This is a genomic window from Actinokineospora sp. NPDC051303, from assembly GCF_055586285.1.
The window spans coordinates 1-26,799 of record NZ_JBVJIN010000071.1; the positions used below are offsets into that span (position 1 = coordinate 1).

Consider the following 26,799-nt stretch of genomic DNA (forward strand, 5'->3'; position numbering starts at 1 on the left):
AGGTGTATGGTCCTAGTCGCTACGCCCGTAACCTACACCCCCCACCCCCCCCACCCCCACCCCCCCCCCCCCACCACCCACACCCCCCCCCCCCCCCCCCCCCCCCCCCCCCCCCCCCCCCCCCCGCCACCCCCCCCCCCCCCCCCCCCCCCCCCCCCCCCCCCCCCCCCCCCCCCCGCGGTTGTGAAGCTCTCAGTCAGATCAGACGGCGCGGACGCCGGTGGCCTGCGGGCCCTTCTGGCCCTGGCCGATCTCGAACTCCACGCGCTGGTTCTCGTCCAGGCTCTTGAAGCCCGAGCCCTGGATCTCCGAGTAGTGCACGAAGACGTCGGCGCCGCCGTCGTCCGGCTGGATGAAGCCGAAGCCCTTCTCGGAGTTGAACCACTTCACTGTGCCCTGTGCCACGTCTATCTCCTCAACAGGTACCGCTTGGACACTGCGCGGATGCGCAGGCCCTGGTCGGTTTCAGACGGCGACTTCTCCGGCTTGACCTGGAGGAAAACCGCGCGCCCGCAACGATCTCTTGCGAGCGTGATCTAACACGTACTCAAGAAAATTCACGACCGTTTACAGTCAACCACACACCTGCGGGCCCTCGCACGTGTGACGTTCCACGACCCGGGGGGTTGCGGCGGCCTGCCTGCTGGGAGACTCTTTCAGAGTGAGCGAGCTCGCCAGTGACAAATCCGAGACCATCGCGTTGAACCTCGACGAAGCCGGAGTCTCCGTCGACCTGCCCCGCCCCGCGCACCGGGGAGACCAGGTTCAGGGCGTGCCCTACCGCCCAGTCGAGTTCCGCGACGACGATCTCCCCACAGCTCTGGAACGCGCCGCGTCCTGGCTGCGCAGGACCCAGGAGTGGCTCGGCGAACCGGTGGACGTGATCGCCATCCACCTCGACTACGACGACGGCGAAGGTTCCCCGTACTACGACGTCAAGCTCCTCTGTAACGAGGAAGACCTCGCGGGCGCCCCCATCGCCATGCGCCAGCACGCCGCCAAGAGCGTGAGCGGCTAGTGGCCGAGTTCGTCTACCCGCCAGTCGTCCTGGCGGCCAAAACCCTGTTCCGCGTCATGGACTACCGCCTCGACGTCCAGGGCACCGAACACATCCCCGCCACCGGCGGCGCTGTGATCGCCTGCAACCACGTCAGCTACCTGGACTTCATCTTCTGCGGCCTTGGCGCACAACCGGCCAAGCGCCTGGTGCGGTTCATGGCCAAGCAGGAGATCTTCGCGAACAAGATCGCAGGCCCCCTGATGCGCGGCATGCACCACATCTCGGTCGACCGCGCCGCAGGCCAGGCGTCCTACCAGGAAGCCCTGGACAAACTCCGCGCAGGCGAGGTGGTCGGCGTCTTCCCCGAGGCCACCATCAGCCGCTCCTTCACCGTCAAGGACATCAAAACCGGCGCTGCCCGCCTGGCGGCGGAAGCCGGTGTCCCGATCGTGCCGATGGCGCTGTGGGGCACCCAGCGGCTGTGGACCAAGGGCAGGCCCAAGGACCTCACCCAACGCCACATCCCCATCTCGATCCTCGCCGGGGAGTCCTTCACCGTCTCCCAAGACGACGACTTGGACGAGGTCACCCGAGACCTGCGAATCCGAATGACGGCCCTACTGGACCGAGTCCAGAAGGACTACCCGGAGTCCCCCAAGGACAGCAAGGACTCCTGGTGGATGCCCACCCACCTGGGCGGCACCGCCCCCACCCCCGAAGAAGCCGCCGAACTAGACAAGCGCAAACCGGAGTAGCCCCGGAAGCTCAGCGCGCCCACCGGCCCAACCCCGCAAGCCGCGCTGAGCTCCCCCGGGCCCTTCATGATCGCGAGTTATCCACAGGCCTAGCGCACCCTCTTTACCGCGCTGACCTGCGACGATAGGATGGAGCAGGGCCCGGCCCCCAGGGTGGGTGGGGTTTGTTGTGTGGGGGTGTGGGCGGCGAATTGAAGATCGGTTGAGGGCGTGGGGTGATTTGTGCGCCTGCCAGCCGAGCCCGAGCCCGCCTAATGCTTGTCGTGGTGGAGCGGCGACCGCTTGTGTGCCGGGCTGTGCCCGACCTGCCGGTGCCGGTGGGAGCGGGCTGGTGCCGGTGGGAGTGGAACAGCCCACCCAGCCAAGCCTGACCGGTCAGGTGCCCGTGGGAGCGGGCCAGCGAACCCACGTTTCTGCCACCCGCACCCAAAGTTGCCAGGTGCCCGGTGAGAAACAGACCAGCGAACCCAGGCTCCTGCCACCCGCACCCCAACCCTGCCAGGTGCCCGATGGGCCAACAGCGAACCTGCGTTCCTGCTAGCCGGGCCCGTCCCTGCCAGTTGCCCGGTGGGCCAAACAGAGAACCCGCGTTCCTGCTAGCCGCACCCGGTCCTGCCAGGTGCCCGATGGGAGCGGCGACAGCGAACCCACGCTCCTACCAGCAGAAACCCAAAGCTGCCAGGTGCTCGATGGGGTGGAGTGGTTTCTTCGGGGGTGAAGGAAGATCGCTAAGCTGGCTGCGCGCGTGTGAGGCCGGAGGCTTCCCACCCTCTTTCACACGGGCGATCTTCCTTCGTAGGGGCCCCGAAGAAACCACTCCACCCCATCGAGCAACCCCCCGAAGCGAGAAAGTCAGAACCACCGCTCCAGCACCCGAGCCACCCCATCCTCAGAGTTCTTGGCAGTCACCTCATCCGCCGCAGCCTTCACAGCCGGATGCGCGTTAGCCATAGCCACCCCATGCCCAGCCCACCGCAGCATCTCGATGTCATTGGGCATGTCCCCAAACGCGATCACCGCAGCCTGCGGAACCCCCAGCAGCCCCGCCACCTCAGCCAGCCCAGTCGCCTTGGTCACCCCCGGCGCCGAGACCTCGATCAGTCCACGGTCAGTCGAGTAGGTGACGTCGACGGCGTCCCCCAACAGCTCAGTAGCGGCCAAGGCGATCTCATGGCTGGTCATGCCCTGATGCCGGACCAGCAGCTTGCTCGCCGGATGCCCGAGCACTTCGGCCCGGGGTCGCACGTTGTTCTCCACGTCCCCCCACGGGTTGCTGTACCCGGGTTCGGAGGCGAAAGCGGCGACGCCGAGGTCCGTGCCGACTTCGGCGCGTTCGGTGGCAACCCGGATGCCCGGTAGGACCGTCTCCAGAGTGTGAATGACGTCGTGCAGGAGGATCGGGTTGAGCGCGTGTGCGGAGAGGACTTCGTCGGAGGTGATGTCGTAGACGATGGCGCCGTTGGCGCAGACCGCGTAGCCCTCCAGGCCCGCGAGGGCCGCGACCGGGGGAATCCAGCGCGGGGGCCTGCCGCTGACCAGCACGAACGGCGCCCCGGCCGCGCGGACCCTGGTGATGGTGTCCAGGGTGCGGGGGGAGACGCGGTCCAGTGGGTCGAGCAGGGTGCCGTCGACGTCGGAAGCCACGAGGCGGGGGTTGTCCACCGTCTTATCCTCCCCGACGTGGGCGGCTGTCCAGGGTGGGCTTGGTTACCTCGGGCTGAATCGTGGGCTCTGAGCGATAGGTTCGCCTGGTGCGCGTTGGCATTGTGATCCTTCCCGAGCATCGGTGGTGGGCCGCGGAGCCCTGTTGGCGGGGGGCCGAGGAATACGGCTTCGACCACGCCTGGACCTATGACCACCTGGGGTGGAGAACCCTGGTCGACGGTCCGTGGTTCGACTCGATCACCACGTTGACGGCCGCGGCCATGGTCACGTCGCGGATTCGGCTCGGGACGCTGGTCGCGACCCCGCATTTTCGGCACCCGGCGCCCTTCGCCCGGCAGATCCTGGCTTTGGACGACATCTCCGACGGGCGGTTCCTGCTCGGGCTGGGGTCCGGGGCGAGCGGCGCGGGCGGGTACGACCGGATGGTCATGGGGGACGCGGAAATCAGTCCCGACCAGGTGGCCGCCCGGTTTGACGAGTTCGTGCGGCTGACCGACTCGCTGCTGATCCAGCCGAGGACGACGCACTCCGGCGAGTTCTACCGCACCACCGAGGCGCGCAGCGCGCCCGGCTGCGTGCAGCGGCCCCGGGTGCCGTTCGTCGTCGCGGCCAACGGGCCCAAGGCGATGCTGGTGGCCGCGCGGCACGGGCAGGGGTGGGTCACCACCGGCTCGCGGGAGGCCACGACGGTGGACGAGTGGTGGCGCGACGTGGAGCGGCGGGCGCGGCGGTTCGACGGCATCCTGGCCGGGCAGCGGCGCGACCCGGCGACGGTGGCCCGCTATGTCAGCGTGGACGCCTCGCCGCTGTACTCGCTGGAGAGCGTCGGCGCGTTCCAGGAGCACGTCGGCCGCGCCCGCGACGCCGGGTTCACCGACGTGATCACGCACTGGCCGCGCGCGGACGGCCCGTACGCGGGTCGCGAGACCGTGCTCGAAGAGGTCGCAGCCGATGTGCTTCCGCTGCTCGGCGGCTGGGCCACCCGCCAAGCCGCGGCGAACGCGAATGGGCCGGAAGGCAACGGGCCGGGGGGCTTGGGCGTCCGAGAAGGCAGGGGAGGAAACCCGGAAGGGTGAGTGGGGGACACCTGGCCCCGGCGCAGGGGGGATCGGCGCCGGGGCCGTCCCGCGCCCGGGGGCGACCCCGGGGGCCGACGCGGGTAGCCTCCAGCACCGTGAGCGCGGCGGCAGACACCCATGACAACTACGACGGCTACGACCTGATCGTCGTCGGGTCCGGATTCTTCGGCCTGACGATCGCGGAGCGGACCGCGACCCAGCTGGACAAGCGTGTGCTTGTGCTGGACCGGCGGTCGCACATCGGCGGCAACGCCTACTCGGAGCCGGAGCCCGAGACCGGCATCGAGGTGCACCGCTACGGCGCGCACCTGTTCCACACCTCCAACCAGCGGGTGTGGGACTACGTGAACCAGTTCACCGAGTTCACCGACTACCAGCACCGCGTGTTCGCGCGTTACCAGGGGCAGGTCTACTCCTTCCCGATGAACCTGGCGCTGATTAACCAGTTCTTCGGTAAGTCCTTCACTCCGGACGAGGCGCGGGCGCTGATCACGCAGCAGTCCGCGGAGATCGAGACCGAGAAGGCGCAGAACCTCGAAGAGAAGGCGATCTCGCTGATCGGCCGCCCGCTCTACGAGGCGTTCGTCCGCGGGTACACCGCCAAGCAGTGGCAGACCGACCCGAAGGAACTGGCGCCGTCGATCATCACCCGGCTGCCGGTCCGATACACCTTCAACAACCGGTACTTCAACGACACCTACGAGGGCCTGCCCGTTGACGGGTACACCGCGTGGCTGGAGAAGATGGCCGCGCACCCCAACATCGAGGTCCGCCTGAACACCGACTACTTCGACGTGCGCGACAAGATCCCGGCGGGCACGCCGACGGTGTACACCGGCCCGCTGGACCGGTACTTCGACTACTCGGCGGGCACGCTGGGCTGGCGCACCCTGGACTTCGAGACCGAAGTCCTGCCGACCGGAGATTTCCAGGGCACCTCCGTCATGAACTACAACGACGAGGACGTCCCGTTCACCCGGATTCACGAGTTCCGGCACTTCCACCCGGAGCGCAAGCACTACCCGACCGACAAGACGGTCATCGTCCGCGAGTTCTCCCGCTTCGCCGAGGCCAAGGACGAGCCGTACTACCCGATCAACACCCCCGAGGACCGGGCGAAGGTCGCGGCTTACCGCGAGCTCGCCAAGGCCGAGGCGGCGACGAAGAACGTCGTGTTCGGCGGGCGGCTGGGCACTTACCAGTACCTCGACATGCACATGGCGATCGGCTCGGCGCTGTCGGTGTTCGACAACAAGATCGCTCCGCACCTCACTGAAGGGGCCCCGTTGGAGGGCTCCATCGACGGGTAAGACATCAGGCGAGAAACATCGTGGCGGCTCCCCCGATTCAGCTCGGGGGAGCACCGCGACCAGGAGGTAATTGTGGACCGCAGCGCATCCGCCGTGGGGCGGGAGACCGCCGCGCTGAGCCGGGTGCAGGGCGCCATCGGCACACCGGCGGTGGTGAAGGCAGCCCACGGGCTGTCCCTGTTCGGCGAGCACAGCGCGGGCTGGTTCGCCCTCGGCCTGGTCGGCGCGGCCGTCGACCGCAAGCGGCGCAAGGACTGGCTGGTCGCCGCGGGCGGCGTGGTCGCCGCGCACGCCGCGTCGATCGCGGTGAAGCGGGTCGTGCGCAGGCCCCGGCCGGACGACCCGTCGGTGAAGATCCTGGTCGGCACGCCCAGCAAGCTCAGCTTCCCGTCGTCGCACGCGACGTCGACGACGGCGGCCGCGGTGCTGTACTCGGGGCTGACCGGGCGCAGCCTGGTGCCGGTGCTGGTGCCGCCGATGCTGGTCTCCCGGCTCGTTCTGGGGGTGCACTACCCGACCGACGTCCTGGCTGGCTCCGCGCTGGGCGCGGTGCTCGGCGGGGTGCTGCGCAGGCGGTTGCGGAGGGGGCGGCGATGAGCGAGCGATCGACCCAGCGCGCGGCCACTGGTCTTGTGAGGTGCCCTGGTGAGTGACACCGTCACCAAGCCCGCCGCCGCCGTGTCGGGGCGCACCAGTGTGGTCGGCGGCCTGATCCGCACGGCCCGGCCGCGCCAGTGGGTGAAGAACGTCCTGGTGCTGGCGGCCCCGTTCGCCGCGAACCGGATTTTCGAGCGGGACGTGCTGCTCGACGCCGCGATCGCGTTCGCCGCGTTCTGCCTGGTGTCCTCGTCGGTGTACCTGGTCAACGACGCGATCGACGTCGCGGCCGACCGCGAGCACCCGACCAAGCGCAACCGCCCGATCGCGGCCGGGATCGTGCCGGTCCAGCTCGCCTACGGCCTGGCCGTGGTGCTGTTCCTGTCGTCGCTGGCGATGGGGCTGCTGGCGGGCTGGCCGCTGGTCATCGTGCTCACCGTCTACGCGGCCGTGCAGCTGGGCTACTGCCTGGGGCTCAAGCACCAGCCGGTGATCGACCTGTGCATCGTCGCGTCCGGCTTCCTGCTGCGCTCGATCGCCGGTGGTGTCGCCGCAGGCATCCCGCTGTCGCAGTGGTTCCTGCTGGTGACCGCGTTCGGCTCGCTGTTCATGGTGTCCGGCAAGCGCTACGCCGAGATCATCCTGTTCGAGCAGACCGGCGCGAAGATCCGCTCGTCGCTGTCGAAGTACTCGTCGAGCTACCTGCGGTTCGTGTGGGCGACCTCGGCCGCCATCATGATCACCACCTACTCGCTGTGGGCGTTCGAGATCCGCGAGGTCAACAACTCGGTGTGGGCGGTCATCTCGATCGTCCCGTTCGTCATCGCCGTGCTGCGCTACGCGGTCGACGTCGACGGCGGCCACGCGGGCGAGCCAGAGGACATCGCGCTCAAGGACCGGGTGTTGCAGGTCTTGGGCGCGTCCTGGATCGGGTGCTTGGCGCTGTCGGTTTACCTGTAGGTCTTTTAAACCAGGTGGTGGTAGCGGTACGGCTGGTAGTGCGCGGCCGTGTCCGCCCACCGGTAGTCGCGGCGGACGGTGTGCGGCGGGTTCTGCTCGTACACCCAGTGCTTGTCGCGCGCCGGGTCCAGCCAGCCGCCGAAGACCCGGACGTGGCCCGCTTCGGCGGGCCAGTTCGGGTTCTTCCACAGCAGGATGTCACCGGGGCGCAGCTCGTCCTTGCCGATGCGGCGGCTGACCGTGTCGAGGTCGTTGGTGGTGTGGTTGCGGTCGGCTTTCCAGGCCATCGACACGAAGCCGGAGCAGTCCTGGCGGTAGCCCTCGAAGATGGCGCCGCTGTCGTAGGGGACGGCGAGGTCGACCCAGTGTTTGGCACGGGCGAGGACTTCTTCGCCGGTTATCGGCGCCGCGGTAGCCGTTCGCGCGGGCAGCTTCGCCCGATCAACCGGTGTGCTTTCGCGCGCTTCATGGGGGCGGTCATTTGTCGACAAGGTCGCGCCGGTCAGGGCTGTCGTGGCGACAAGAGTCGCCAGGATCGCGCGGACCAGGCGCTTTCCGCGTCCGTAGGTGGTTTTCATGGCATCTCGGATGCCCAGTACGCGCGGTGTTAGCCGCCACTATCGGTGGGTTGAGCGCACGTGCTCGTACCAGGACGCCGGGGTGTGTGCCGTGAGTTCGGCCGCCTCGCGCCCCGCCGAGGCGGCGAACAGCGTGGTCGCCCGCCGCCAGTGCGCGTCAGCCCGCGCCGGGTCGGCCGCCGCGAGGTCGCGCAGCGTCCTGGCCTGCCACAGCGGCAGCCCCAGTTCCCCCCACCCGCGCAGCGCGGCGTCGAGCACGTCCGCCGCCGTGGCCCGGTCGCCGAGGGCCAGGTGCGCCTCGCCGAGCGTCCTGGTCATCAGGGCCACCCCGAACCGGTCGCACTGGCGCACGCAGGTCTCCAGGCAGCCGGTAAGCGTGGTGAGGACGTCGTGACCGTGGCCGAGCCGCAGCAGCGCCTTGGCCCACGACTGCTGCGCGTACGTCTCGCCCAACTCGTCGCCCGCCGAGGACAGCACCGCCGCCGCCCGCTCGCTCAGCTCCGCCGCCCGCTCGTGCTCGTCGCACGCCCGGTGGCACAGGCTCAGCCCGCGCAGGGCCAGCGCCTCGCCGCGCAGGTCGTCCAGCTCCCGGTATAGCCGCACGCAGCGCTGGAACCCGGCCACGGCGTCGGCCATCGCGCCGTGGTCGCGGCTGATCGCGGCGAGGCCGTAGCGGGCGGCGGCGACCACGCTGCCATCGCCGATCCGCGCGCCGACGCCGACGGCGGCGGCCAGGTCGCGGCGCGCGTCGGCGATCTCGGCCAGGTCGCGGCGAACCGTGCCGAGCCCGACCAAGGCCACCGCCCGGGTCGCGTCGTCGCCGGTCGCGGCCGTGTGCGCGACGGCGGCGGTGAAGTGCTCCAGCGCGGTGGCGTACTCGTCCTTCTCGTAGTGCAACTGGCCCAGCCCGGCGAGGACGACGGCCTCGGCCTGCCGGTCGCCGGTCGAGCGAGCCGCGGTCAACGCGACCTCGTGGGTGCGCTGCCAGCCGTCGAACTCGTTGCGCGCGGCGAACGGCGACGACAGCAGGGTCGTGATGAGCAGCGTCGTCATGCCGTCGATGCCCAGGTCGTGCGCCCGCTCCACGGCGCGCACCACCGTCGCCGTCTCCGACTTGAGCCACTCGGTCGGGTTGTCCTCGACCTCGGCGACCAGCCGGGGGTCCACCTCGACGTTGGCGGCCAGGTTCGGCCGCAGCCGCAGCGTCACCCTGGGCAGCTTGCGCGAGCCCGCCTCGACCAGCGCCATCCAGGTCGCCAGGGTCCGCGACACCGCGGCGGCGACCATGTCCGCTGGCTCGTCCACCTCGGCGTGCTCGGCCCCGAACAGCTGCACGAGGTCGTGCAGGCGGTAGCGGACCCGGCCGATGCGGTCGAGGCCAGCCACCTCCAGCAGCCGCAGGTCGACCAGCTGCTCCACGACGTCCTCCGCGCTCTCCAGCGGGATGTCGAGCAGCGGGGCGACCAGCCAGCAGCCGAAGTCGGGCAGGTCGAGCACGCTGAGCAGGTGGAACGCCCGCCGCTGCTGGTCGTCCAGCTCGCGGTAGTTGAGCAGCAGGCTGGAGCGGACCGCCAGGTCGCCGACGGCGAGCTCGTCAAGCCTGCGGCGCTCGTCGGACAGCCGCGCTGCCAGCGCGGGCAGCGGCCAGTCCGGCTCGGCCAGCAGTTTCGCCCCGGCCGCCCGGATGGCCAGCGGAATGCCCCCGCACAGGGTCGCGATCCGCGCCGCCGCGTCGGGCGCCGCGGCCACCCGGTCGGCGCCGACGATCCTGCCGAGCATCTCCACGGCCGCTTCGGTGCGCAGAAAGTCCAGTTCGACGGGCTGGGCGCCGTCGATGCCGGTGAGCCGCGACCGGCTGGTGATGATCACCAGGCAGTGCGGGTCGTCGGGTAACAGCGGGCGCACCTGCGTCTCGTTGCGCGCGTTGTCCAGCACGATGACCAGCCTGCGGCCCGCCACCGTCCGCCGGAACAGCGCGGCCCGGTCCGCCGCGGTCGCGGGCAGGTCGCCGCTGGCGACGCCCAGCGCGCCGAGAAACCGGCCCAGCACCTCGAAGGCGCCCAGGTCGCGGTCGCGGCCGCGCAGGTCAGCGAACAGCGCCCCGTCCGGGTAGCGCGCGCGCAGCCGGTGCGCGGCGTGCACGGCCAGCGCCGACTTCCCCGATCCGCCGAACCCGGACACCACCACGGTCGGCGGGCTCGTGCGCGCGGCGGCGGTCTCGGTGGTCTCAGAGGACTCGGCGGACGCGGTGGTCTCGGCCAGGCGCAGCACGGTGGCCAGGGGCTCGGCGCGGCCGGTGAAGTCGCCGATGTCCGGCGGCAGGTTCCCCGGCACCGCCCTCGGCGGCCCGGGTAACCCCGATAACCCGGATAACGCCGTCGTGGTCTCCACCCGCTGCCGCGGCACCCGCCGCTCCAGCGCGCCGGACCGGATCGCCTCGTGCAGGTCGCGCAGCCGCGCGCTCGGCTCGGCCAGCTCGCGGTACACCGCCAGCGCGTCGGCCTGCCTGCCGGTCTCGACCAGCGCCCGCATGAGCAGGCCGCGGGCCTCTTCGCGCAGCGGGTTCGCCACGACCAGCGCGCGCAGCGACGCACACAGCTCGTCCGCGCGGCCCTGCGCGAGCCCGCACCGCGCCAGCCCTTCCTCGGCGCTTAACCGTTCCTCGGTAAGCACCCGCGCGCGGGCACGGGCGAAACCGGCGTCGATCCCGCAGAACGCGGGCCCGCGCCACAGCCCCAGCGCCCGGCTGTACTGCTCGGCGGCGGCGCCGTGGTCGGCGGCGTGCTCGGCCAGCCTGCCCGCGGCGAGAGCCCGCTCGAACGTCTCCAGGTCGCTGTCGGCGGCGTCGACGTCGAGGAGATACCCGGCCGCGCGCGTCGCCAGCGCCTCCGCCCAGCCGCCCTCGGCCAGCCCCCGGCGCAGCAGCGAGACGTAGTCGTGCACCAACGCGGCCGCGGACGGCGGCGGCGACTCGTCCCAGAGCAGGTCGACCAGCCGGTCGGTCGGGACGACCTGCCGTGCCTGTAGCAGCAGCGCCGAGAGCAGAGCCTTCGGTTCGGGTCCGCCGAGATTGGCCTCGGCGTCCCGCGTCCGGACTCGCACCGGCCCCAGCACCAGGATGCGCACGTGCTTACCCCCAGGTAGGTGTGCTCAACCACGCGTATTGAGACCCCGACGCATTGTGTAACACCGGAGGGGCTTACCGGAAGTGGTTCCCCCTTCGACACCCTGGCGATCGGTCCGGGACCGGTCGCCAGGGGTCTGCGGCGGGCGCCGGAAACGGCGCCCGTGAATCACAGGTCGAACTCGCCGTTCTTGGCGCCGTGCAGGAAGCCCGCCCACTCGTCGAGGTCGAAGACGAACGCGCCGACCTCCGGCTGCTTGCTGTCGCGCAGGCCGATGATCCCCTGGCTCTTGAGTGCCATGTTGACCGTGACGCAGCCGGTGCCGTTGGCGTCGCTCGCGGTGGCCTTGAACCAGCTCTGTTCGGGGAACCGGGCGGCGGAGGTGATCGGGTCGTACTTCTGCATGTGTCGCTACAGCCCTTTCGCTTTCTTGACGGTGTCGGTCAGTACGCGACGGATGAGCTTACGCGTGTCGACTTCGGACAGTGCGGCCCCGCGAATCTGTTCCCACCGGGTCTGGAACAGGCGCAGGGCCTCGTCGTCATCGATCGTGGCCGCGCCAACCTCGTACTGGACGCTGACGAAGTCTCGCATGAGGACACTGTCGAATTTGAGGAAAGTCCACCCGTAGGTGGCCGCCGGAAATGCCGCGCCGAAGGGCTTGACGAGAATGGTGATGTGCGGCAGATCCGACAGCGCGAGCAGGTGCCGCAGTTGCGCGGCCATCATGTTCGGATCGCCCATGTCGGTGTGCAGACAGGCTTGATCAAGAATGAACGTGCAGTCCGGTGGGGAGTCCTGCATGAGGATCGCGCGCTGCCGGGCGAGGCGGGTCCGGATCTTCGGCTCGACGCTGACCGCGCCGCCTAACTCGAACTGCCTGCGCATGTACTCCTCGCTCTGGAGCAGGCCGTCGTGGGCCTGCAGGTGCACCGCGTTGATGACGCGCGCGTCGCGTTCGACCTCTTCGTGCTTCTGCCACCACGCCGCGTTCGGCGAGGTTTCCACAAAGGTCCCGCTTTCGCTGTACGGCGACCGCGCGAACCGGCGCAATTCCTCGGCTTGGGCGTCATCGATGCCGTACAGCGCGATGAGCCGGTTCAAATCGTCCATCTTTATCCGGACGATGTGCGCATTCTCCAGCTTGGCCAACTTGGGCTGGCTCATTCCGGCCTGTTCTGCGGCGTCCACTTGCGACATTCCCCTCGGTCCGGCCGCGTTGCGCGCGTCGCGCAGCGCGAGGCCGAGGCGGACACGGCGGTGGGAGGGAGGGCCGGCGGGCACAGAGAGTCACTCCTTGGTTACGGACGTTTCCACCCTTCGAGGGATCGCCCGGGGCGAATGATTCGGAATATTATGGTCTCATTCCGCTGGCGCCCGCCCCTAGGCGCATGGCGGCAACCGTAGGCGACTGTCACCACCACCGCACAGTCGAGCCCGAACCGGGCGCCGCACGCCATCGGCGCCCGACCTGCCTGTCCGATTTGGAGTGACCGATGAGCGTTCTCTGCCCGTCCGAGCCGTCACGACTCAGGGCAGGTGAGCGTCCGGTCACCACCGCCAGACCCGCCGCCCCGGCCCACCCCGCCCCTCACCCGACGGCGGGCGCGACCAAGACCCTCGCCAGGGTCATCGAGGGCATCACCCTGCCTGCCCCGGAAACCGACCCGACCCACACCTACCCCCCGCGCCTGGTGGGCCGCATGGCCGACCGCGAGCCCCCCAGCACCCTCCCCGACGTCGGCACCCGCGTCGAACTACCCGACGGCCGAGTGGGCGTCGTCCGCCACTACGAGTGCTACAGCGAGCACCAGGCCACCTTCCCGGTGCAGGTGGGCCAGACCACCACCACCTGGGTCCTGAGCGCCCTCAAAATCGTCGACACCCCTGAGGCGGACGTTCCCACCCCCCGCCCCAGCGACACCTGAGGTCAGTGGCCGCGTCTGAGTCGAGCCTCCGCGAAAACCGGGGCATGTCCACGTCGGACGCCGTGCCTGCCACTCAACGGTCGGAAGTCCCGCACGCACTGTCGCGGCGAATCCTTCGACGGCCCCGCTGACACCTGGCTCGTGCCGCTAACTCGTCCCACCCGCGCGACCAGACGCCCGCGCCCTCACCGGGACAACAAAGCGCCCCATCACACGCGGACGGCATACCCCACCCTCCCCGGGGGGCCGCCCCGCTCCAGTCTATCGGCTCTGGGGCCTGAGGGAAGGGGTGCGCGAAACCTGTGGACAAGTGTGGGGCATGTGGATAACCCACACCGCCGGGAAAGCCTTTCCCGGGACAATCCCCGGGCATCGCGGTCCGAGCTGCGGGTGGTCAGATGGGGAGCTTGCGGAAGATGGGGCGCGGGATGTGGCGCAGGACCGACATGACGATCCGCCACTGGGCCGGGGCCCACACCAGGTCCTTGCGCTTGCGGACGGCGTCAACGACGACCTCGGCCACCTTGTCGGCGGTGGTGGCCATGGGGGCGGCGGTCATGCCCTCGGTCATCTTGGTGCGCACGAAACCGGGGCGGACCACCGTCACGTGGATGCCCTCCGGGCGCAGGGCCTCGCCGAGGCCGAGGTAGAAGCCGTCGAAGCCCGCCTTGGTGGCGCCGTAGACGAAGTTGGACCGGCGCACGCGCTCGCCCGCGACCGAGGACAGGGCGACCAGGGCGCCGTGGCCCTGCTTGCGCAGCCGCTCGGCGAGGGCGATGCCCAGGGAGACCGGGGCGGTGAAGTTCACCTGGGCGAGTTCGACGCCCGCGGTGTGGTCCTGCCAGAGCTGTTCGGCGTCGCCCAGCAGGCCGAAGGCGACGACGGTGACGTCGATGTCGCCCTCGCTGAAGGCGTCCTCGATCAGCTTGGGGTGCGCGTCGAGGTCGCGGGCGTCGAAGGGCAGGGTGCGGACCGTCGCGCCGAGGTCGCGGAGTTTCGCCGCGGCCGCGTCGAGGCGGGCGGAGGGGCGCGCGGCCAGGGTGACCGTCAGCGGGCGCTGGCGGGCGTAGTTCTCGGCGATGGCGAGCCCGATCTCGGACGTGCCGCCGAGCAGGAGCAGGGACTGCGGGGTGCCGACTGCGTTGATCAAAGTCCGAGCCTTCGCGATTGGTCCGAGGTGAACAGTCCGTGCGGGTCGACCGAGTCGCGCACCTTGCGCCACTCGTCCAGCCGCGGGTACATCCGGTGGAAAGTCTCCGGGGCGGTGCGGGATTCCTTCGCCAGGTACAGCCTGCCGCCCGCGGCGAGCACCGCGTCGTCCAGGGTGGCGCAGAACTCGGTGAGGCCCGGGGTGATCGGGAAGTCGACCGTGATCGTCCACCCGGGTTGGGGGAACGACAGCGGCGCCTGGTTGCCCTCACCCATCCGCTTGAGCACGTTGAGGAACGACACGTGCCCCGATTCAGCGATACGCCGCACGATCGTGCGAAGTTCCGCGTCCGCGCTGAACGGCACGATGAACTGGTACTGGAGGAACCCGTGCGAGCCGTAGGCCCGGTTCCACTCCCCGAACAGGTCGAGCGGGTGGTAGAACGCGGTCAGGTTCTGGATCTGGCCGCGGCCGCGCTTGGGCGCCTTGCGGTACCAGGCTTCGCCGAGCGCGCGGAACGTGAGCTTGTTCGCCAGGCCGTTGGGGAACACGTCCGGGAACGTCAGCAGTTGCGGCGCGTCGAAGCGCAGCGGGTTGGCCCGGTGCTTCTTGGGCAGCTCGTCCACCTTGGCCAGGGAGCCGCGGGAGAACACCGCGCGGCCCAGCTTGGGGCCGGTGGAAATGGAGTCGAACCAGGCCATCGAGTAGTCGTAGCCGTCGTCGGAGCCGTCGCTGAACAGCGCCAGCGTCTCGTCCAAGTCGGCGGTGCGGTCGGTGTCGACGACGAAGTAGGCGCTCTCCGTGTGCTTGAGAGCTACGGTGGCGCGCAAGATGATTCCGGTGAGGCCCATGCCGCCGACCGTCGCCCAGAACAGGTCGGCGTCCGAGCCGTCCGGGGTGATGGTGCGGACCTGGCCGTCCGCGGTGAGCAGGTCCATCGAGCGGACGTGGTTGCCGAAGCTGCCCGCCGAGTGGTGGTTCTTGCCGTGGATGTCGGAGCCGATCGCGCCGCCGATGGTCACCTGCCGGGTGCCCGGGAGCACCGGCACCCACAGGCCGAACGGCAGCGCGGCGCGCATCAGCTTGTCCAGGCTCACCCCGGCGTCGAGGACGGCGAGGCCGCTGTCGGCGTCGATGGAGTGGATGCGGTTCACCCCGGTCATGTCCACGACCAGCCCGCCCGCGTTCTGCGCCGGGTCGCCGTAGGACCGGCCGAGGCCGCGTGCGATGACACCGCGCTCGCCCGCCGCCGTGACGGCGGCGATGACGTCCTCGGCGGTGCTCGGACCGGCGACCCGGGCAGCGGAGGGCGCGGTGCGACCCCATCCGGTCAGCGTGCGCGTCTCGAACTTCGCTGGCTCCACGGCACCCAGGGTAGCGGCGCGTCTCGGCGCTCTTAGACTTGTCCCGCCTTAGCGGCGAAAGCGGAGACGGGACGACATGACCGAAGTCCGGAACGACACCCAGCGCGCCGGGTTGCTGCGGCAGCTCACGCGCTTCGTCATGGTCGGCGGTTTCTGCGCGCTGGTCGACTCTGGGGCCTACTGGCTGCTGTTGCAGGCGGACCTGTGGGTGCACCTGGCCAAGGCGCTGAGCTTCATCGCGGGCACGACCACCGCGTACTTCCTCAACAAGCGCTTCACCTTCGCCGACGCCGCTGACCGGGGCATCGGCCAGGCGGGCGGGTTCGCGCTGCTGTACACGGTGACGTTCTTCGTCAACGTCGGCACGAACGCGCTGATGCTGGCGCTGCTGCCGGAGTTCCGCTGGGAGTACGCGCTGGCCTGGGTGATCGCCCAGGGGGTCGGCACGTCGATCAACTTCGTGCTGCTGCGCACGGTCGTCTTCCCGGCACTGAGACCCGCCGGTGGCGCTCCCCACCCGCCACCGACGGGGCCGCTCAGACGCCGAAGCCGTGCTTGCCCTTGTCGGGGGTGCCGTAGACGCGGACGTGCGCGGGCAGGACGTCGAGGTGCGCGGTGACCACGTGCGCGAAGTTCACCGCGACGGTGGTGCCGTCCTCCAGTTCCGGGGTGTCGACGCCGCCGGAGGCCAGCAGGACCGGCAGTCGCGGCGCCAGGCTCTTGGCGCTCTTGGCGGACAGGGAGAACACCAGCGGCTCGCCGCCGCTGGCCAGGTGCAGGATCAAGGCCTGCCGGGAATCGCTCATGGCCGCACTCGACCACGAAAACCGTTGGCGCACAACAATAGTTCACCAATAGCGGATTCGCTTTCGGCGGACACCGCGTAGCCTCAGGCTTATGATCGAGAACTTCTTGGCGGCCAGGGGAGCCGCCGAGCTGGCGCACCCGGGGGGCACGCTGCTCGCTCACCTCGGGCGCACCCGGGACGCGCTGGTCGCGTGGGGCGCCCGGCCCGCCCTGCAACTCGCCGGTCTCGCGCACGCCGCCTACGGCACCGCAGGGTTCCCGCAGCAGCTGGTGTCGATCGAGGAACGGCCCGTCCTGGTCGACCTGATCGGCGGCGAGGCGGAGGCGATCGTGTACGCCTACTGCGCCCTCGACCGCGAGTTCAGCTACCCCCGCCTGCTGACGCGGGTGGTGCGCGACCGCTTCACCGGCGTCGAGTCCCGCGCCGAGCCCGCGTTGGTGCGCGACCTGGTGGAGCTGACCTTCGCCAACGAGCTCGACGTGATGGCGCAGAGCCCGGAGCTGCGCAAGCGGCACGCGGGCGACCTCAAGGCCTTGCTGTCCTCCTGGTCGGCCTACGCCAGCGTGCCCGCAGCCGAAGCGCTCGAACGGCTGTGAAACGGGCGGCTCAGTGCCGGAAGAAACGTTCCCGGCGGCCCTTGCGGACCAGTTTCAGCCATTCCAGGAAAGCCTTCGGGTCGCGTTTCGTGCCCAGGAAGTAGAGGCCGAAGCGGAACACCTCCAGCAGCCCGATCTTGCGCATTCCCGGCTGCGACAGCAGGTATCCGCGGTTGCGGTAGGTGTAGTACCGCTTGACCTCGTTCTCCGGGTCCTGCGCGTGCAGTTTGCCGCCGAGCATGGGCTTGAACTCGTCGGAGCCATCGGGGTGCAGGTAGGCGACTTTGAGGCTGGTGCCGAACGGCAGGCCCGAGCGCAGCAGCCGCCGGTGGACCTCCACCTCGTCGCCGCGGAAGAACAGGCGGTAGTCGGGGACGCCGACGACGTCGAGAGTGTCGGCGCGGAACAGGGCTCCGTTGAACAGCGACGCGATGCCGGGCAGGAAGTCCTCGCCCAGTTGGTTCGCGTTGCGTTTCCAGGTCAGGCCGCGGCGCAGCGGGAACGCGAGTTTTTCCGGTTCATCGATGTTGGTCACCATGGGGGAGACCTCGGCGAGACCCCGGGCTTGGGCGACTTCCAGCAGGGTGCCCAGGACGTTCTCGTCGGCGGGGCGGCCGTCGTCGTCGGCCAGCCACAGCCAGTCCGCGCCCAGCGCCAGCGCGTGCAGCATGCCCAGCGCGAACCCGCCCGCGCCGCCGAGGTTGCGGTGCGAGACCAGGTACGTCGCGGGCAGCGGGCAGTTGTCCACGATGTCGCGGACCGGGTCGTCCGGGCCGTTGTCGACCACGATCAGGTGGTCCGGCGGCCGGTTCTGCGCCGCGATCATCTTCAGCGAGTCCGCGAGGAGCGCGCGGCGGTGCCGGGTGACGACCACGGCCACGACCGAGTTCGGCGGAAGCTGCGCTGTGCTCATCGGATCAGGCCGCTCATCCGGTTTCGCCGAGCCTTTCGAGGGTTTCCTTGCTCATGTGCTCGAACGGGTCACGGCCCTTGTAGGCCGTGAGGACCTCGCGCAGCGAGCCCTGCATCTTGACCTGGCCCTCTTCCATCCAGATGGCCGTGTTGCACAGCTCGAAGAGCAGGTCGTCGGAGTGCGAGGCGAACACCAGCATGCCCGACCGGCGCACCAGGTCGACCAGGCGGTCCCTGGCCTTGGTCATGAACGCCGCGTCGACCGCGCCGATGCCCTCGTCCAGCAGCAGGATCTCCGGGTCGATGGAGGTGACCACGCCCAGCGCCAGCCGCACCCGCATGCCCGTGGAGTAGGTGCGCAGCGGCAGGTGCAGGTAGTCGCCCAGCTCGGTGAAGTTGGAGATGTCGTCGACCCGCTTCTCCATCTCCTTGCGGGACATGCCCAGGAACAGCCCGCGGATCATGATGTTCTCCAGGCCGGAGATCTCCGGGTCCATGCCGACCGCGAGGTCGAACACGGGCGCGATCTTCCCCTGGATCTCCGAGGTGCCTCTGGTGGGCTCGTAGATGCCCGAGAGCAGCCGCAGCAGGGTCGACTTGCCCGCCCCGTTGTGCCCGACGAGGGCCACCCGGTCGCCCTCCTTGAGGGTCAGGGTGATGTCGTGCAGGGCCTCGATGACCGGGACCCGGGCTTCGGTGCCGATCTTGCCGCCGACCTTGCCGAGGACGGCCTTCTTCAACGACCGGGTCTTGGCGTCGAAGATGGGGAAGTCGACGGAGGCGTTGCGGACCTCGATGCTGACCATGGCTTGCTGCCTCACTCAGACCCAGTAGGAAACACGGGCACGGTAGTTCCGCATGGCCAGAAAGGCCAGGGACCACCCGATCACGGTGATGCCGCCGACCACGACCCAGTGGTGCCAGCTCTGCGCGTTGCCGATCAGCGGCGCCCGCAGGATCTGGATGAAGTGGTACACCGGGTTGAGCTCAAGCACCAGGTTCTGCCACCCCGCGCCGCCCTCGCCGAACTTCTTGGTCAGCACGTCGGTCGGCCACACGATCGGGGTCATGAAGAACAGCAGCTGGGTCAGCGCGCCGATCACCTGCGGGATGTCGCGGTAGCGGGTGCTGATGATGCCGAACAGCAGCGTCACCCAGGCTCCATTGACCGCGACCAGGACGAACGCCGGGATCGCCAGCAGCGCCGCCCAGCTCAGGCCGGGTTGCGGGGTGCCGCCCCCGTCGCCGGAGATCGTGTAGCCGGGGGTCGAGAGGTCGTTGAAGAAGATGGCCAGGACGACCAGGTAGACCAGCATGTTGTGCAGCAACATCAGGGTCAGCCGCCACACCGTCCGCAGCGCGTACACCGTCAGCGGCGCGGGCAGGTGCTTGATCAGGCCCTCGTTGGAGATGAAGGTGTCCGACCCCTCGGTCAGGCAGCCGACGATGAAGCCCCAGATGATGAACCCGACCGTCAGGTACGGCAGGAACGTGCCGATTTTGGAGCCGAACAGCTGCGAGTACAGCAGCCCCAGGCCCACGGCGGTGATCGCCATGCTGAGGGTGATCCACAGCGGGCCGATGACCGAGCGGCGGTAGCGCTGCTTGATGTCCTGCCAGCCCAGGTGGCCCCACAGCTCGCGCTGGCCGATGCCTTGGCGGATGTCCTGGGCCGCGCGCGCCCAGCTGCGGCCGGTGTGGGCCGCGGGTGTGGAAGGGACGTCGATCGCGCTGATTGCTTGCACGATTGTTGAGCCTACCGGCGACCTGTTGCCCTCTTGCCCTGGGCGCGGCTGCGGTCCGGGCCGCCCGTGGCAGCATGGCCGCCGTGACTTCTCCCACTTCGTCAACCGGGCAGGTCGTCGCCGTTATTCCGGCGCGCGGCGGCTCCAAGGGGCTGCCCGCCAAGAACCTCGCCCGGGTCGGCGGGGTGCCGCTGGTGGCCCGCGCGGTGCGCGCGGTGCGGGCGGCCCGCCGGGTCGACGAGGTCGTGGTGAGCACCGACAGCGCCGAGATCGCCGACGTCGCCGTCGCCGCGGGCGCGCTGGTCGTGCGGCGGCCGGAGGACCTGTCCGGGGACGCCAACTCGTCCGAGTCGGCTGTGCTGCACGCGCTGGACGAGTTGCGCGCCCGCGACGGCGGCGACCCGGAGACGGTGCTGCTGGTGCAGTGCACCTCGCCGTTCATCGCGGTCGAGACCATCGACGGGGTGGTGGCCCGGGTGCGCGACGAGGGCTGCGACAGCGCGTTCACCGCGGTCCGGGTGCACGAGTTCCTGTGGCGGGTCGAGCCGGGCGGCTCCGCGTCCGGGGTCAACCACTCCGCCGCCTACCGGCCGCGCAGGCAGGACCGGGAGCCCGAGTTCCGCGAGACCGGGGCCGTCTACGCGATGCGCACGGCGGGCCTGCGCGAGGGCGGGCACCGGTTCTTCGGCCGGATCGGGCTGGTCGAGGTGCCCGCGGGGGACGCCATCGAGATCGACACCGCCGACGACCTCGACCTGGCCCGGCGCATCGCGGCTGGCCGCGCCGAGCGGGAGCCGATCGACGTGGACGCGCTGGTCACCGACTTCGACGGCGTGCACACCGACGACCGGGCCATCGTCGCGCAGGACGGCACCGAGGCCGTGGTCGTGAGCCGCTCCGACGGGGCGGGCGTGGCCGCGCTGCGGGCGGCGGGCGTGCCGGTGATGATTCTGTCCGTCGAGGTGAACCCGGTCGTCGCCGCGCGCGCGGCCAAGCTCGGCGTCGAGGTGGCGCACGGGGTCGCGGACAAGGCCGTGCTGCTGCGCGACTGGATCGCCGAGCGGGGCCTCGACCCGGCCCGGGTGGCGTACGTGGGCAACGACCTGCGCGACATCGACTGTCTGCGGCTCGTAGGGTGGCCCATCGCGGTGGCCGACGCCCGGCCGGAGGTCTGCGCGGTGGCTAGGGTCGTGCTGGCGAAGCCCGGCGGCGCGGGCGCGGTCCGCGAGGCCGCCGACCTGATCCTGGCCGCGAAGCGGCGGTGACGACACCGCGAAACGAACACGGCGGAGAAACGCTGAATTGGAGAGCCTGGACATGAGCACAGCCGCACCCACCGTCGTCCTGGGTGACCGGGTCGTGGGCCCTGGCCACCCGGCGTACCTGGTCGCCGAGGCGGGCATCAACCACAACGGCGACCTGGACCTGGCGAAGCGGCTCATCGACGTCGCCGCGGACGCGGGCGCCGACGCGGTCAAGTTCCAGAAGCGCACTCCCGACATCGCCACCCCGCCGGACATGCGCGACACCCGCCGCGAGACCCCGTGGGGCGAGATGAGCTACCTCGACTACCGCTACCGGGTCGAGTTCGGCGTCGAGGAGTACGAGGAGATCGACCGGCACTGCAAGGCGCGCGGCATCGCCTGGTTCGCCTCCCCGTGGGACGTGCCGAGCGTGGACTTCCTGGAGCGCTTCGACGTGCCCGCGCACAAGGTCGCCTCGGCGTCGCTGACCGACGTCGCCCTGTTGGAAGCGCTGCGTGACACCGGCCGCCCGATCATCGCTTCCACCGGCATGTCCACCATGGACGAGATCGACCGGGCGGTGGCCGTGCTGGGCGCCGAGCGGCTGATCCTGCTGCACGCGACCTCGACGTACCCGTGCCCGCCGGAGGAGTCGAACCTGCGCGGCATCAGCACGCTGCGGGAACGCTTCCCGGTGCCGGTCGGCTACTCCGGCCACGAACGCGGCCTGCAGGTGTCGGTGGCCGCCGTGGCGCTGGGCGCGTGCGTGGTCGAGCGGCACATCACCCTCGACCGCGCCATGTGGGGCTCCGACCACGCGGCGTCACTGGAACCGGAGGGCCTGCGCAGGCTCGTCCGCGACGTCCGGATCGTGGAGACCGCCATGGGCGACGGCGTGAAGCGGGTATTCCCTGGGGAGGAGACCCCACGCAAGCGGTTGCGCCGGGTGTGATTGCGCCGGTTGGCCGCTGAAGTGTCCGACCGGATGGAGCCGATGTAGTGTTCGTCACTCCCGCGCACGCTGTCCGCCGCCCCGCCTAGTCCACCGAGGCACCGACTTGTCGATGATTTCCCTCAACGCCGTGACCCCGGCGTCAGCGAGGTCACGGGCTGATCTGGCCGCTCTTATCGCCGCGTATGCCCGCACGGAGTCCTTGGAGTCCTTGGACCCACCGGAAAGCGTCACCATCGTCGGCAACGCCCCCGTCCCACCCGACCCGGACCGCGCGGCCGCCATCGACGCTTCCGACCTGGTCATCCGGATGACCAGCTTCGCCGTCGACGGCCCGGACGCCCCCGCCGCCCTCGGCTCGCGGACCGACGTGGTCGTGCTGCACCGCGGCCTCATCGCCAGCCCGCACACCTTCGCCGACTACCCGTCGCGCCTGTACCTGCTGGTCGAGCCGGGCAGGCTGCACTGGGAGCCGGAGCACATCCCGGACTGGTGGCCCGCCGACCTGGGCTTCGTCCCGGTCCCCAACCGCGACTTCACGGTCCCCCTGAACGAGCTGCTCGGTTACGACCCGCGAGCCGCGGTCTGGGCGACCACCGGCACCCTCACCGCGTACCTGGCCACCGAGCTGTTCCCCAAGGCCGCGGTCCGCATGACGGGCATGTCCATCATCGACCGCCCGGACCAGACCACCTTCGCCCACGCCTGGGGCGACGCCGTTCGGGTGACCGAGGAACACCGGCTGGCGGCCGAGGCGGCGCTGTTGAGAAGTTGGATCGACATCGGAAGGATCGAGGTGCTGCCATGACGAGTGGACCAGTGGTGGACCGCCTCCGCGACACCGCCCGCCTGGTGGGCGGCCCGGTGTGGCGCAGGCTCCGCCCCCGCATCGAGGCCATCGCCCGCGAGCAGATCGCCCCCGTCGCCCACGACGCGGGCCGCCGCAACGACGAACTGGCCCACGAGCTCACCGCCCTCCGCGACACCGTCCGAGACGACCTGATTGGCCGGGTGGAGGCCCTAGACCACCGCCTGGGCGAGGTAGGCGCGGCAGTCGACTGGCTGGGCAACGAACAGCGCCGCATGGCCCCCCAACTAGCCGCCCTGGAATCCCGCCTGGCCGAACTGGAACACCGAGCGGGCCGCCCCATCCCGTCAAGGGACACCGACTCCCCAGAACTGGACTCCGGCCTGGACTCCGGCCTCGACTCAGTGATCTCCCTGGTCGAAGAGATCCGCATGGAACACGCCCGAGTCCGCGCCCGGCTAGGCCTGGTGGCCCGCTACGAGGAACGCATAGCCCGCCTGGAAGACGCCGTAGCCGGCTAACCACAAAGCCCAGCCCGCACCCCCACCCCACCAACACCCGCCAAGCGCTCGCCTGGTGCTCGGTGGGGACGGGCACAGCACACCCTCGCCCTCCCCCCGGGCCCCCGGCCTGCCTGCCAGGCACCCGGGGGCGGAGACAGCGAACCCGCCCCCAACCAGGCCGAACCGAGGCTCGCCAAGTGCTCGGTGGTGCGGACCGAGCAGCAACGAACCTGCCCCCCACGAAGCCGCACCTATGCCCGCGAAGTGCTCGATGGGGTGGAGTGGTTTCTTTGGGGGAGAAGGAAGATCCCTAAACTTGCCGTGGTCGTGGGGCCGAAGGCTCCCCACCCGTCTTTCCCACGACGGGATCTTCCTTCGTAGGGGCCCCAAGAAACCACTCCACCCCATCGAGCAACCCCACCAACCCAGCCCCCCGGCACCCCACAAGAGCCCACAACGCTCAGACCGAAGCCCCAGCCGGATCGACAGTCACCCCACCGACGTTCTCCGGAAAATGGCAAGCAGCTTGATGCCCGGGAGCGAGTTCCGCCAGCGGCGGTTCCTCGACCTTGCACACGTCCTGCGCCTTCCAGCAGCGCGTATGGAACCGGCACCCCGCAGGCGGGTTGATCGGGCTGGGCACGTCCCCCTGCAACCGAATGCGCTCCCGCCGAGTACGCCGTGTCGTGTCCGGAATGGGCACAGCGGAAAGCAAAGCCACCGTGTACGGGTGCATAGGCCGCTCATACAGCGATGTGCGATCGGCGATTTCCATGATCTTGCCCAGGTACATGACCGCGACCCGGTCCGACACATGCCGGACGACGGACAAGTCGTGGGCGATCATCACGTAGGTCAGGTTGAACTCGTCCTGGAGGTCTTCCAACAGGTTGACCACCTGGGCCTGGATGGACACGTCCAAAGCGGACACTGGCTCATCCGCGACGATGAGTTTCGGCTTGAGAGCGAGGGTCCTGGCGATGCCGATGCGCTGTCGTTGGCCGCCAGAGAACTCGTGGGGATAGCGGTTGTAGTGCTCCGGGTTGAGCCCCACCAGTTCCAGCAGATCCTGCACGGCCCGTTTGACACCGTTCTCGGGTTGGACCTTCTGCAGCCGGAAGGGGGCGCCGACGATCGTTCCGACGGTGTGCCGGGGGTTCAGGGACGAGTAAGGGTCTTGAAAGATCATCTGAACATCGCGCCGCAGGGGCCGCATGGCGCTCATTGACAGATGGCTGATATCGCGCCCGTCGAGGACGATCTGGCCCGCGGTCGGTTCCAGCAAGCGGGTGAGCAGTCGCCCAGTCGTCGTCTTTCCGCAGCCGGATTCACCGACGAGAGAAAGGGTTTCGCCCCGGTTCACCGAGAAGGTCAGACCGTCGACGGCTTGAACCGCGCCGACCTGGCGTTGCAGGATGCCTCGGCGGATCGGGAAGTGCTTGCGCAGGCCCGTGACGGACAGCAGTTCCTCGGCCGGTTTCGGTGTGCTCACGGCGTCCTCGCTCACAGCTTCGGCCTGATCTCGTTGTCCCAGATGTGGTGGCGGTCCTCGGCGGGCAGGTGGCAGGCGATGTGGTGGCCGCCGCCGATGTCCCGGAACTCCGGGCGCTCGGTGAAGCTGAGGTCGCCGTTGCGGCCCGCGTACGCGCAGCGTGGGTTGAACGGGCAGCCGTCCGGCACGTTGATCAGGCTCGGTGGGGTGCCCTTGATCGGTTGGAGCCGTTCGCTGCGGTCGCGGTCGAGGCGGGGCATGGAGCCGAGCAGTCCCCAGGTGTAGGGGTGCTGCGGGGAGTTGAAGATGTCGGTGGCGGTGCTGTATTCGACCGCCCGGCCCGCGTACATGACCATGATGTCGTCGGCGAGTTCGGCGACCACGCCCAGATCGTGGGTGATGAGGACGACCGCCGAGTCGAACTCCTGCTGCAGATCCCGGATCAGGTCGAGGATCTGCGCCTGGACGGTCACGTCGAGCGCGGTGGTCGGCTCGTCGGCGATGAGCAGTTCCGGGTCGCAGGACAGGGCCATCGCGATCATCGCGCGCTGTCGCATGCCGCCGGAGAACTGGTGCGGGTAATCGTCCACTCGCGACTTCGGGTTCGGGATTCCCACGCGCGCCAACAGGTCTATCGCGTGTTTGCGGGCGACCTGTTTGGTCACCTTGTTGTGCACCCGGTACGCCTCGATGATCTGCTTGCCGACCGTGTAGTACGGGTGCATCGCCGACAGCGGGTCCTGGAAGATCATCGCCATGCGCTTTCCGCGCAGCAGGCGGACTTCCTCCCGGTCCCGGCCGACCAGGTTCCGGCCGTCGAGCAGGATCTCGCCGCTGATCTGGGCCGTGCCTGCCTTGTGCAGCCCCATGATCGACAGGCTGGTCACGCTCTTGCCGGAGCCGGATTCGCCCACGATGCCCAGGGTCTTGCCGCGTTCGACGCTGAAGGACAGGTCGTCGACGGACTTGACCACGCCGTCATCCGTCGGGAAGTGCACCCGCAGGTTCCGCACTTGCAGGAACGGCCCGCTGGCGCCGCCGTCGAGGCTGTCTTCGGGAATATGGCTCACTTGCGCACCCTCGGGTCGACAACGGCGTAGAGGAGGTCCACGATCAGGTTCGCGACCACGACGAAGAACGCGGCCAGGATCGTCACCCCCATGACCTTCGGCAGGTCGTAGTTGAGGATTCCCTCGATGGCGTACTTGCCCAAGCCCTGCAAGGAAAACGCGCTCTCGGTGAGGATCGCGCCGCCGAGCAGCAAGCCCACGTCCAGGCCGAAGATCGTCAGGATCGGGGTCAGCGCGCCGCGCAACCCGTGGCGCACGACGACAGTGCGTTCGGGGAGGCCCTTCGCCCGCGCGGTGCGGATGAAGTCCTCGTTCATCGTCTCCAGCATCCCGGCTCTGGTCAGCCGGGCGTACTGGGCGGAGAACAGCAGCGCGAGCGTGATCCACGGCAGCAGCAGGTTGTAGGCCCACTCGCCGGGGTTCTCCAAGAACGGCGTGTACGCGCCGCCGACCGCGGTCCACCCGAGGTTGTAGGAGAAAATCGAAAGGGACAGCAGGCCGGTGAAGAAAATCGGCAGCGACACGCCTGCCAGGGACACGCCCATGGCCGCGCGGTCGAAGACGGTTCCCTTGCGCAGCGCGGAAAGCGTGCCGACAGCCAGTCCGGCGAGCAGCCACAGCACCGCGGCGCCGACCGCGAGGGACAGCGTCACCGGGAGCCGGTCGAGCAGATCGGGCCAGACGGGCTGGTTGGTGCGGAAGGAATATCCCAGGCACGGGGCCGGGCAGTGCTCGACGGCCGGGCCGTAGTCGTAGTCCGCGCCGACGAAGATTCCCTTGACCCAGTTCCAGTACTGCACCACGACCGGGTCGTAGAAGCCCAGCTTCTCCGCCGTGGCCCGGATCGTGTCCGGTGTGCTCGTGCGGCCGACATAGCGCGTGGCCAGGGTCTCCGGCGTCGCGCCGAGCAGCTTCGGCGTCACGAAGAAAATCGAGAACGTCACCGCGCTCACGACGAACAGCAGCACGATCGCCGCGAACAGCCGCCGGATGAGGTATGCGATCACAGTGGCCGGCATCGGGGGGGGGGGGGGGGGGGGGGGGGGGGGGGGGGGGGGGGGGGGGGGGGGGGGGGGGGGGGGGGGGGGGGGGGGGGGGGGGGGGGGGGGGGGGGGGGGGGGGGGGGGGGGGGGGTGGTGGGTGGCCGCCGCAACCGCC

27 protein-coding genes and 1 pseudogene are annotated in these 26,799 nt (G+C 69.8%); 13 read left to right on the top strand and 15 right to left on the bottom strand.

Features of this window, described 5'->3' with window-relative positions; all coding sequences use genetic code 11:
- Positions 1 to 201: 201 nt before the first annotated feature.
- Positions 202 to 405: a cold-shock protein gene (locus tag ACZ6SD_RS30295; protein ID WP_091449812.1), complete on the bottom strand. Its 204-nt coding sequence runs from the start codon at positions 403 to 405 to the stop codon at positions 202 to 204.
- Positions 406 to 661: 256 nt separating this feature from the next.
- On the opposite strand from ACZ6SD_RS30295, the gene ACZ6SD_RS30300 reads away from it, so the two are divergent.
- Positions 662 to 1,018 carry a hypothetical protein gene (locus tag ACZ6SD_RS30300; RefSeq protein ID WP_465320436.1) on the top strand — a complete coding sequence of 119 codons (357 nt, stop codon included), beginning with the start codon at positions 662 to 664 and terminating at the stop codon, positions 1,016 to 1,018.
- The gene (locus tag ACZ6SD_RS30305; protein ID WP_465320437.1) at positions 1,018 to 1,755 is read left to right on the top strand and encodes a lysophospholipid acyltransferase family protein; all 738 of its coding nucleotides are present in this window, start codon (positions 1,018 to 1,020) and stop codon (positions 1,753 to 1,755) included. The genes ACZ6SD_RS30300 and ACZ6SD_RS30305 overlap by 1 nt, the downstream gene beginning before the upstream one ends.
- An 852-nt stretch (positions 1,756 to 2,607) precedes the next feature.
- On the opposite strand, the gene ACZ6SD_RS30310 is transcribed toward ACZ6SD_RS30305, so the two are convergent.
- Positions 2,608 to 3,417 (bottom strand): Cof-type HAD-IIB family hydrolase, encoded by an 810-nt coding sequence (locus tag ACZ6SD_RS30310; RefSeq protein WP_465320438.1) that lies wholly within the window; start codon positions 3,415 to 3,417, stop codon positions 2,608 to 2,610.
- An 89-nt stretch (positions 3,418 to 3,506) separates the two neighbouring features.
- On the opposite strand from ACZ6SD_RS30310, the gene ACZ6SD_RS30315 reads away from it, so the two are divergent.
- The 4 genes from ACZ6SD_RS30315 (at position 3,507) to ACZ6SD_RS30330 (ending at position 7,366) form a co-directional block, all read left to right on the top strand.
- Entirely contained in the window at positions 3,507 to 4,496 is a 990-nt protein-coding gene (locus ACZ6SD_RS30315; RefSeq protein ID WP_465320439.1) for an LLM class flavin-dependent oxidoreductase, read from the top strand.
- A gap of 98 nt (positions 4,497 to 4,594) precedes the next feature.
- Positions 4,595 to 5,809 (top strand): UDP-galactopyranose mutase, encoded by a 1,215-nt coding sequence (gene glf, locus ACZ6SD_RS30320; protein ID WP_465320440.1) that lies wholly within the window; start codon positions 4,595 to 4,597, stop codon positions 5,807 to 5,809.
- Positions 5,810 to 5,902: 93 nt separating this feature from the next.
- On the top strand, positions 5,903 to 6,406 hold the full coding sequence (locus ACZ6SD_RS30325) for a phosphatase PAP2 family protein (RefSeq protein WP_407640508.1): 504 nt from the start codon (positions 5,903 to 5,905) through the stop codon (positions 6,404 to 6,406).
- 48 nt (positions 6,407 to 6,454) lie between these two features.
- Positions 6,455 to 7,366: a decaprenyl-phosphate phosphoribosyltransferase gene (locus tag ACZ6SD_RS30330; RefSeq protein WP_465320441.1), complete on the top strand. Its 912-nt coding sequence runs from the start codon at positions 6,455 to 6,457 to the stop codon at positions 7,364 to 7,366.
- Between the two features lie 5 nt (positions 7,367 to 7,371).
- Here ACZ6SD_RS30330 and ACZ6SD_RS30335 read toward each other — a convergent pair whose 3' ends face one another.
- From ACZ6SD_RS30335 to ACZ6SD_RS30350, 4 genes are all read right to left on the bottom strand, one after another.
- Complete coding sequence (locus tag ACZ6SD_RS30335) at positions 7,372 to 7,944, bottom strand: NlpC/P60 family protein (protein WP_465320442.1); 573 nt, start codon at positions 7,942 to 7,944, stop codon at positions 7,372 to 7,374.
- A 39-nt stretch (positions 7,945 to 7,983) separates the two neighbouring features.
- Entirely contained in the window at positions 7,984 to 11,070 is a 3,087-nt protein-coding gene (locus ACZ6SD_RS30340; RefSeq protein WP_465320443.1) for an AfsR/SARP family transcriptional regulator, read from the bottom strand.
- Between the two features lie 167 nt (positions 11,071 to 11,237).
- The gene (locus ACZ6SD_RS30345; RefSeq protein ID WP_465320444.1) at positions 11,238 to 11,474 is read right to left on the bottom strand and encodes a DUF397 domain-containing protein; all 237 of its coding nucleotides are present in this window, start codon (positions 11,472 to 11,474) and stop codon (positions 11,238 to 11,240) included.
- Positions 11,475 to 11,480: 6 nt separating this feature from the next.
- Positions 11,481 to 12,353: a helix-turn-helix domain-containing protein gene (locus ACZ6SD_RS30350; RefSeq protein WP_465320445.1), complete on the bottom strand. Its 873-nt coding sequence runs from the start codon at positions 12,351 to 12,353 to the stop codon at positions 11,481 to 11,483.
- A 212-nt stretch (positions 12,354 to 12,565) separates the two neighbouring features.
- Between ACZ6SD_RS30350 and ACZ6SD_RS30355 the strand changes: the two genes are divergently transcribed.
- Positions 12,566 to 12,997, top strand: coding sequence for a hypothetical protein (locus tag ACZ6SD_RS30355; RefSeq protein WP_465320446.1), 432 nt, complete (start codon positions 12,566 to 12,568; stop codon positions 12,995 to 12,997).
- A 394-nt stretch (positions 12,998 to 13,391) separates the two neighbouring features.
- Here ACZ6SD_RS30355 and ACZ6SD_RS30360 read toward each other — a convergent pair whose 3' ends face one another.
- Both ACZ6SD_RS30360 and ACZ6SD_RS30365 read right to left on the bottom strand, forming a co-directional pair.
- A complete protein-coding gene (locus ACZ6SD_RS30360; protein ID WP_465320447.1) occupies positions 13,392 to 14,147 on the bottom strand; it encodes a decaprenylphospho-beta-D-erythro-pentofuranosid-2-ulose 2-reductase in 756 nt (251 codons plus the stop codon).
- Positions 14,144 to 15,511, bottom strand: a complete 1,368-nt coding sequence (locus tag ACZ6SD_RS30365; protein WP_465320448.1) for an FAD-binding protein — start codon at positions 15,509 to 15,511, stop codon at positions 14,144 to 14,146. Before ACZ6SD_RS30365 ends, ACZ6SD_RS30360 begins: the two co-directional genes overlap by 4 nt.
- 76 nt (positions 15,512 to 15,587) lie before the next feature.
- Between ACZ6SD_RS30365 and ACZ6SD_RS30370 the strand changes: the two are divergent.
- A pseudogene (locus ACZ6SD_RS30370) lies at positions 15,588 to 15,995 on the top strand (GtrA family protein); the annotation flags it as partial.
- Positions 15,996 to 16,047: 52 nt separating this feature from the next.
- Here ACZ6SD_RS30370 and ACZ6SD_RS30375 read toward each other — a convergent pair.
- Entirely contained in the window at positions 16,048 to 16,317 is a 270-nt protein-coding gene (locus ACZ6SD_RS30375) for a hypothetical protein (RefSeq protein ID WP_465320449.1), read from the bottom strand.
- A 91-nt stretch (positions 16,318 to 16,408) separates the two neighbouring features.
- On the opposite strand from ACZ6SD_RS30375, the gene ACZ6SD_RS30380 reads away from it, so the two are divergent.
- A complete protein-coding gene (locus ACZ6SD_RS30380) occupies positions 16,409 to 16,915 on the top strand; it encodes a DUF6817 domain-containing protein (protein ID WP_465320450.1) in 507 nt (168 codons plus the stop codon).
- A 10-nt stretch (positions 16,916 to 16,925) separates the two neighbouring features.
- Here ACZ6SD_RS30380 and glfT1 read toward each other — a convergent pair whose 3' ends face one another.
- The 3 genes from glfT1 to wzm are packed head-to-tail and all read right to left on the bottom strand — an operon-like array spanning position 16,926 to position 19,563.
- Positions 16,926 to 17,828: a galactofuranosyltransferase GlfT1 gene (glfT1, locus tag ACZ6SD_RS30385; protein WP_465320451.1), complete on the bottom strand. Its 903-nt coding sequence runs from the start codon at positions 17,826 to 17,828 to the stop codon at positions 16,926 to 16,928.
- A 13-nt stretch (positions 17,829 to 17,841) separates the two neighbouring features.
- Entirely contained in the window at positions 17,842 to 18,633 is a 792-nt protein-coding gene (gene wzt, locus ACZ6SD_RS30390; protein ID WP_465320452.1) for a galactan export ABC transporter ATP-binding subunit Wzt/RfbE, read from the bottom strand.
- A 15-nt stretch (positions 18,634 to 18,648) separates the two neighbouring features.
- Complete coding sequence (gene wzm / locus ACZ6SD_RS30395; RefSeq protein ID WP_465320461.1) at positions 18,649 to 19,563, bottom strand: galactan export ABC transporter permease subunit Wzm/RfbD; 915 nt, start codon at positions 19,561 to 19,563, stop codon at positions 18,649 to 18,651.
- 83 nt (positions 19,564 to 19,646) lie between these two features.
- On the opposite strand from wzm, the gene ACZ6SD_RS30400 reads away from it, so the two are divergent.
- From ACZ6SD_RS30400 to ACZ6SD_RS30415, 4 genes are all read left to right on the top strand, one after another.
- On the top strand, positions 19,647 to 20,837 hold the full coding sequence (locus ACZ6SD_RS30400; protein WP_465320453.1) for a cytidylyltransferase domain-containing protein: 1,191 nt from the start codon (positions 19,647 to 19,649) through the stop codon (positions 20,835 to 20,837).
- Between the two features lie 52 nt (positions 20,838 to 20,889).
- Positions 20,890 to 21,768: an N-acetylneuraminate synthase family protein gene (locus ACZ6SD_RS30405; protein WP_465320454.1), complete on the top strand. Its 879-nt coding sequence runs from the start codon at positions 20,890 to 20,892 to the stop codon at positions 21,766 to 21,768.
- Between the two features lie 112 nt (positions 21,769 to 21,880).
- Positions 21,881 to 22,576 (top strand): hypothetical protein, encoded by a 696-nt coding sequence (locus ACZ6SD_RS30410; protein WP_465320456.1) that lies wholly within the window; start codon positions 21,881 to 21,883, stop codon positions 22,574 to 22,576.
- On the top strand, positions 22,573 to 23,097 hold the full coding sequence (locus ACZ6SD_RS30415; protein WP_465320457.1) for a hypothetical protein: 525 nt from the start codon (positions 22,573 to 22,575) through the stop codon (positions 23,095 to 23,097). The genes ACZ6SD_RS30410 and ACZ6SD_RS30415 overlap by 4 nt, the downstream gene beginning before the upstream one ends.
- 442 nt (positions 23,098 to 23,539) lie before the next feature.
- On the opposite strand, the gene ACZ6SD_RS30420 is transcribed toward ACZ6SD_RS30415, so the two are convergent.
- Genes ACZ6SD_RS30420 through ACZ6SD_RS30430 form a run of 3 tightly spaced genes read right to left on the bottom strand, consistent with a single transcriptional unit; the run spans position 23,540 to position 26,648 of the window.
- On the bottom strand, positions 23,540 to 24,586 hold the full coding sequence (locus tag ACZ6SD_RS30420; RefSeq protein WP_465320458.1) for an ABC transporter ATP-binding protein: 1,047 nt from the start codon (positions 24,584 to 24,586) through the stop codon (positions 23,540 to 23,542).
- The gene (locus ACZ6SD_RS30425; RefSeq protein ID WP_465320459.1) at positions 24,583 to 25,641 is read right to left on the bottom strand and encodes an ABC transporter ATP-binding protein; all 1,059 of its coding nucleotides are present in this window, start codon (positions 25,639 to 25,641) and stop codon (positions 24,583 to 24,585) included. Before ACZ6SD_RS30425 ends, ACZ6SD_RS30420 begins: the two co-directional genes overlap by 4 nt.
- Positions 25,638 to 26,648: an ABC transporter permease gene (locus ACZ6SD_RS30430; RefSeq protein ID WP_465320460.1), complete on the bottom strand. Its 1,011-nt coding sequence runs from the start codon at positions 26,646 to 26,648 to the stop codon at positions 25,638 to 25,640. The genes ACZ6SD_RS30425 and ACZ6SD_RS30430 overlap by 4 nt, the downstream gene beginning before the upstream one ends.
- Positions 26,649 to 26,799: the final 151 nt, after the last annotated feature.

Bases quoted from the DNA above. Each gene is read 5' to 3' on its own strand.
- ACZ6SD_RS30410 (WP_465320456.1), top strand. From the start codon at position 21,881: ATGATTTCCCTCAACGCCGTGACCCCGGCGTCAGCGAGGTCACGGGCT.
- ACZ6SD_RS30335 (WP_465320442.1), bottom strand. From the start codon at position 7,944: ATGAAAACCACCTACGGACGCGGAAAGCGCCTGGTCCGCGCGATCCTG.
- ACZ6SD_RS30415 (WP_465320457.1), top strand. From the start codon at position 22,573: ATGACGAGTGGACCAGTGGTGGACCGCCTCCGCGACACCGCCCGCCTG.
- ACZ6SD_RS30405 (WP_465320454.1), top strand. From the start codon at position 20,890: ATGAGCACAGCCGCACCCACCGTCGTCCTGGGTGACCGGGTCGTGGGC.
- ACZ6SD_RS30375 (WP_465320449.1), bottom strand. From the start codon at position 16,317: ATGAGCGATTCCCGGCAGGCCTTGATCCTGCACCTGGCCAGCGGCGGC.
- ACZ6SD_RS30355 (WP_465320446.1), top strand. From the start codon at position 12,566: ATGAGCGTTCTCTGCCCGTCCGAGCCGTCACGACTCAGGGCAGGTGAG.
- wzt (WP_465320452.1), bottom strand. From the start codon at position 18,633: ATGGTCAGCATCGAGGTCCGCAACGCCTCCGTCGACTTCCCCATCTTC.
- glfT1 (WP_465320451.1), bottom strand. From the start codon at position 17,828: ATGAGCACAGCGCAGCTTCCGCCGAACTCGGTCGTGGCCGTGGTCGTC.
- ACZ6SD_RS30380 (WP_465320450.1), top strand. From the start codon at position 16,409: ATGATCGAGAACTTCTTGGCGGCCAGGGGAGCCGCCGAGCTGGCGCAC.
- ACZ6SD_RS30345 (WP_465320444.1), bottom strand. From the start codon at position 11,474: ATGCAGAAGTACGACCCGATCACCTCCGCCGCCCGGTTCCCCGAACAG.
- ACZ6SD_RS30400 (WP_465320453.1), top strand. From the start codon at position 19,647: ATGGCCGCCGTGACTTCTCCCACTTCGTCAACCGGGCAGGTCGTCGCC.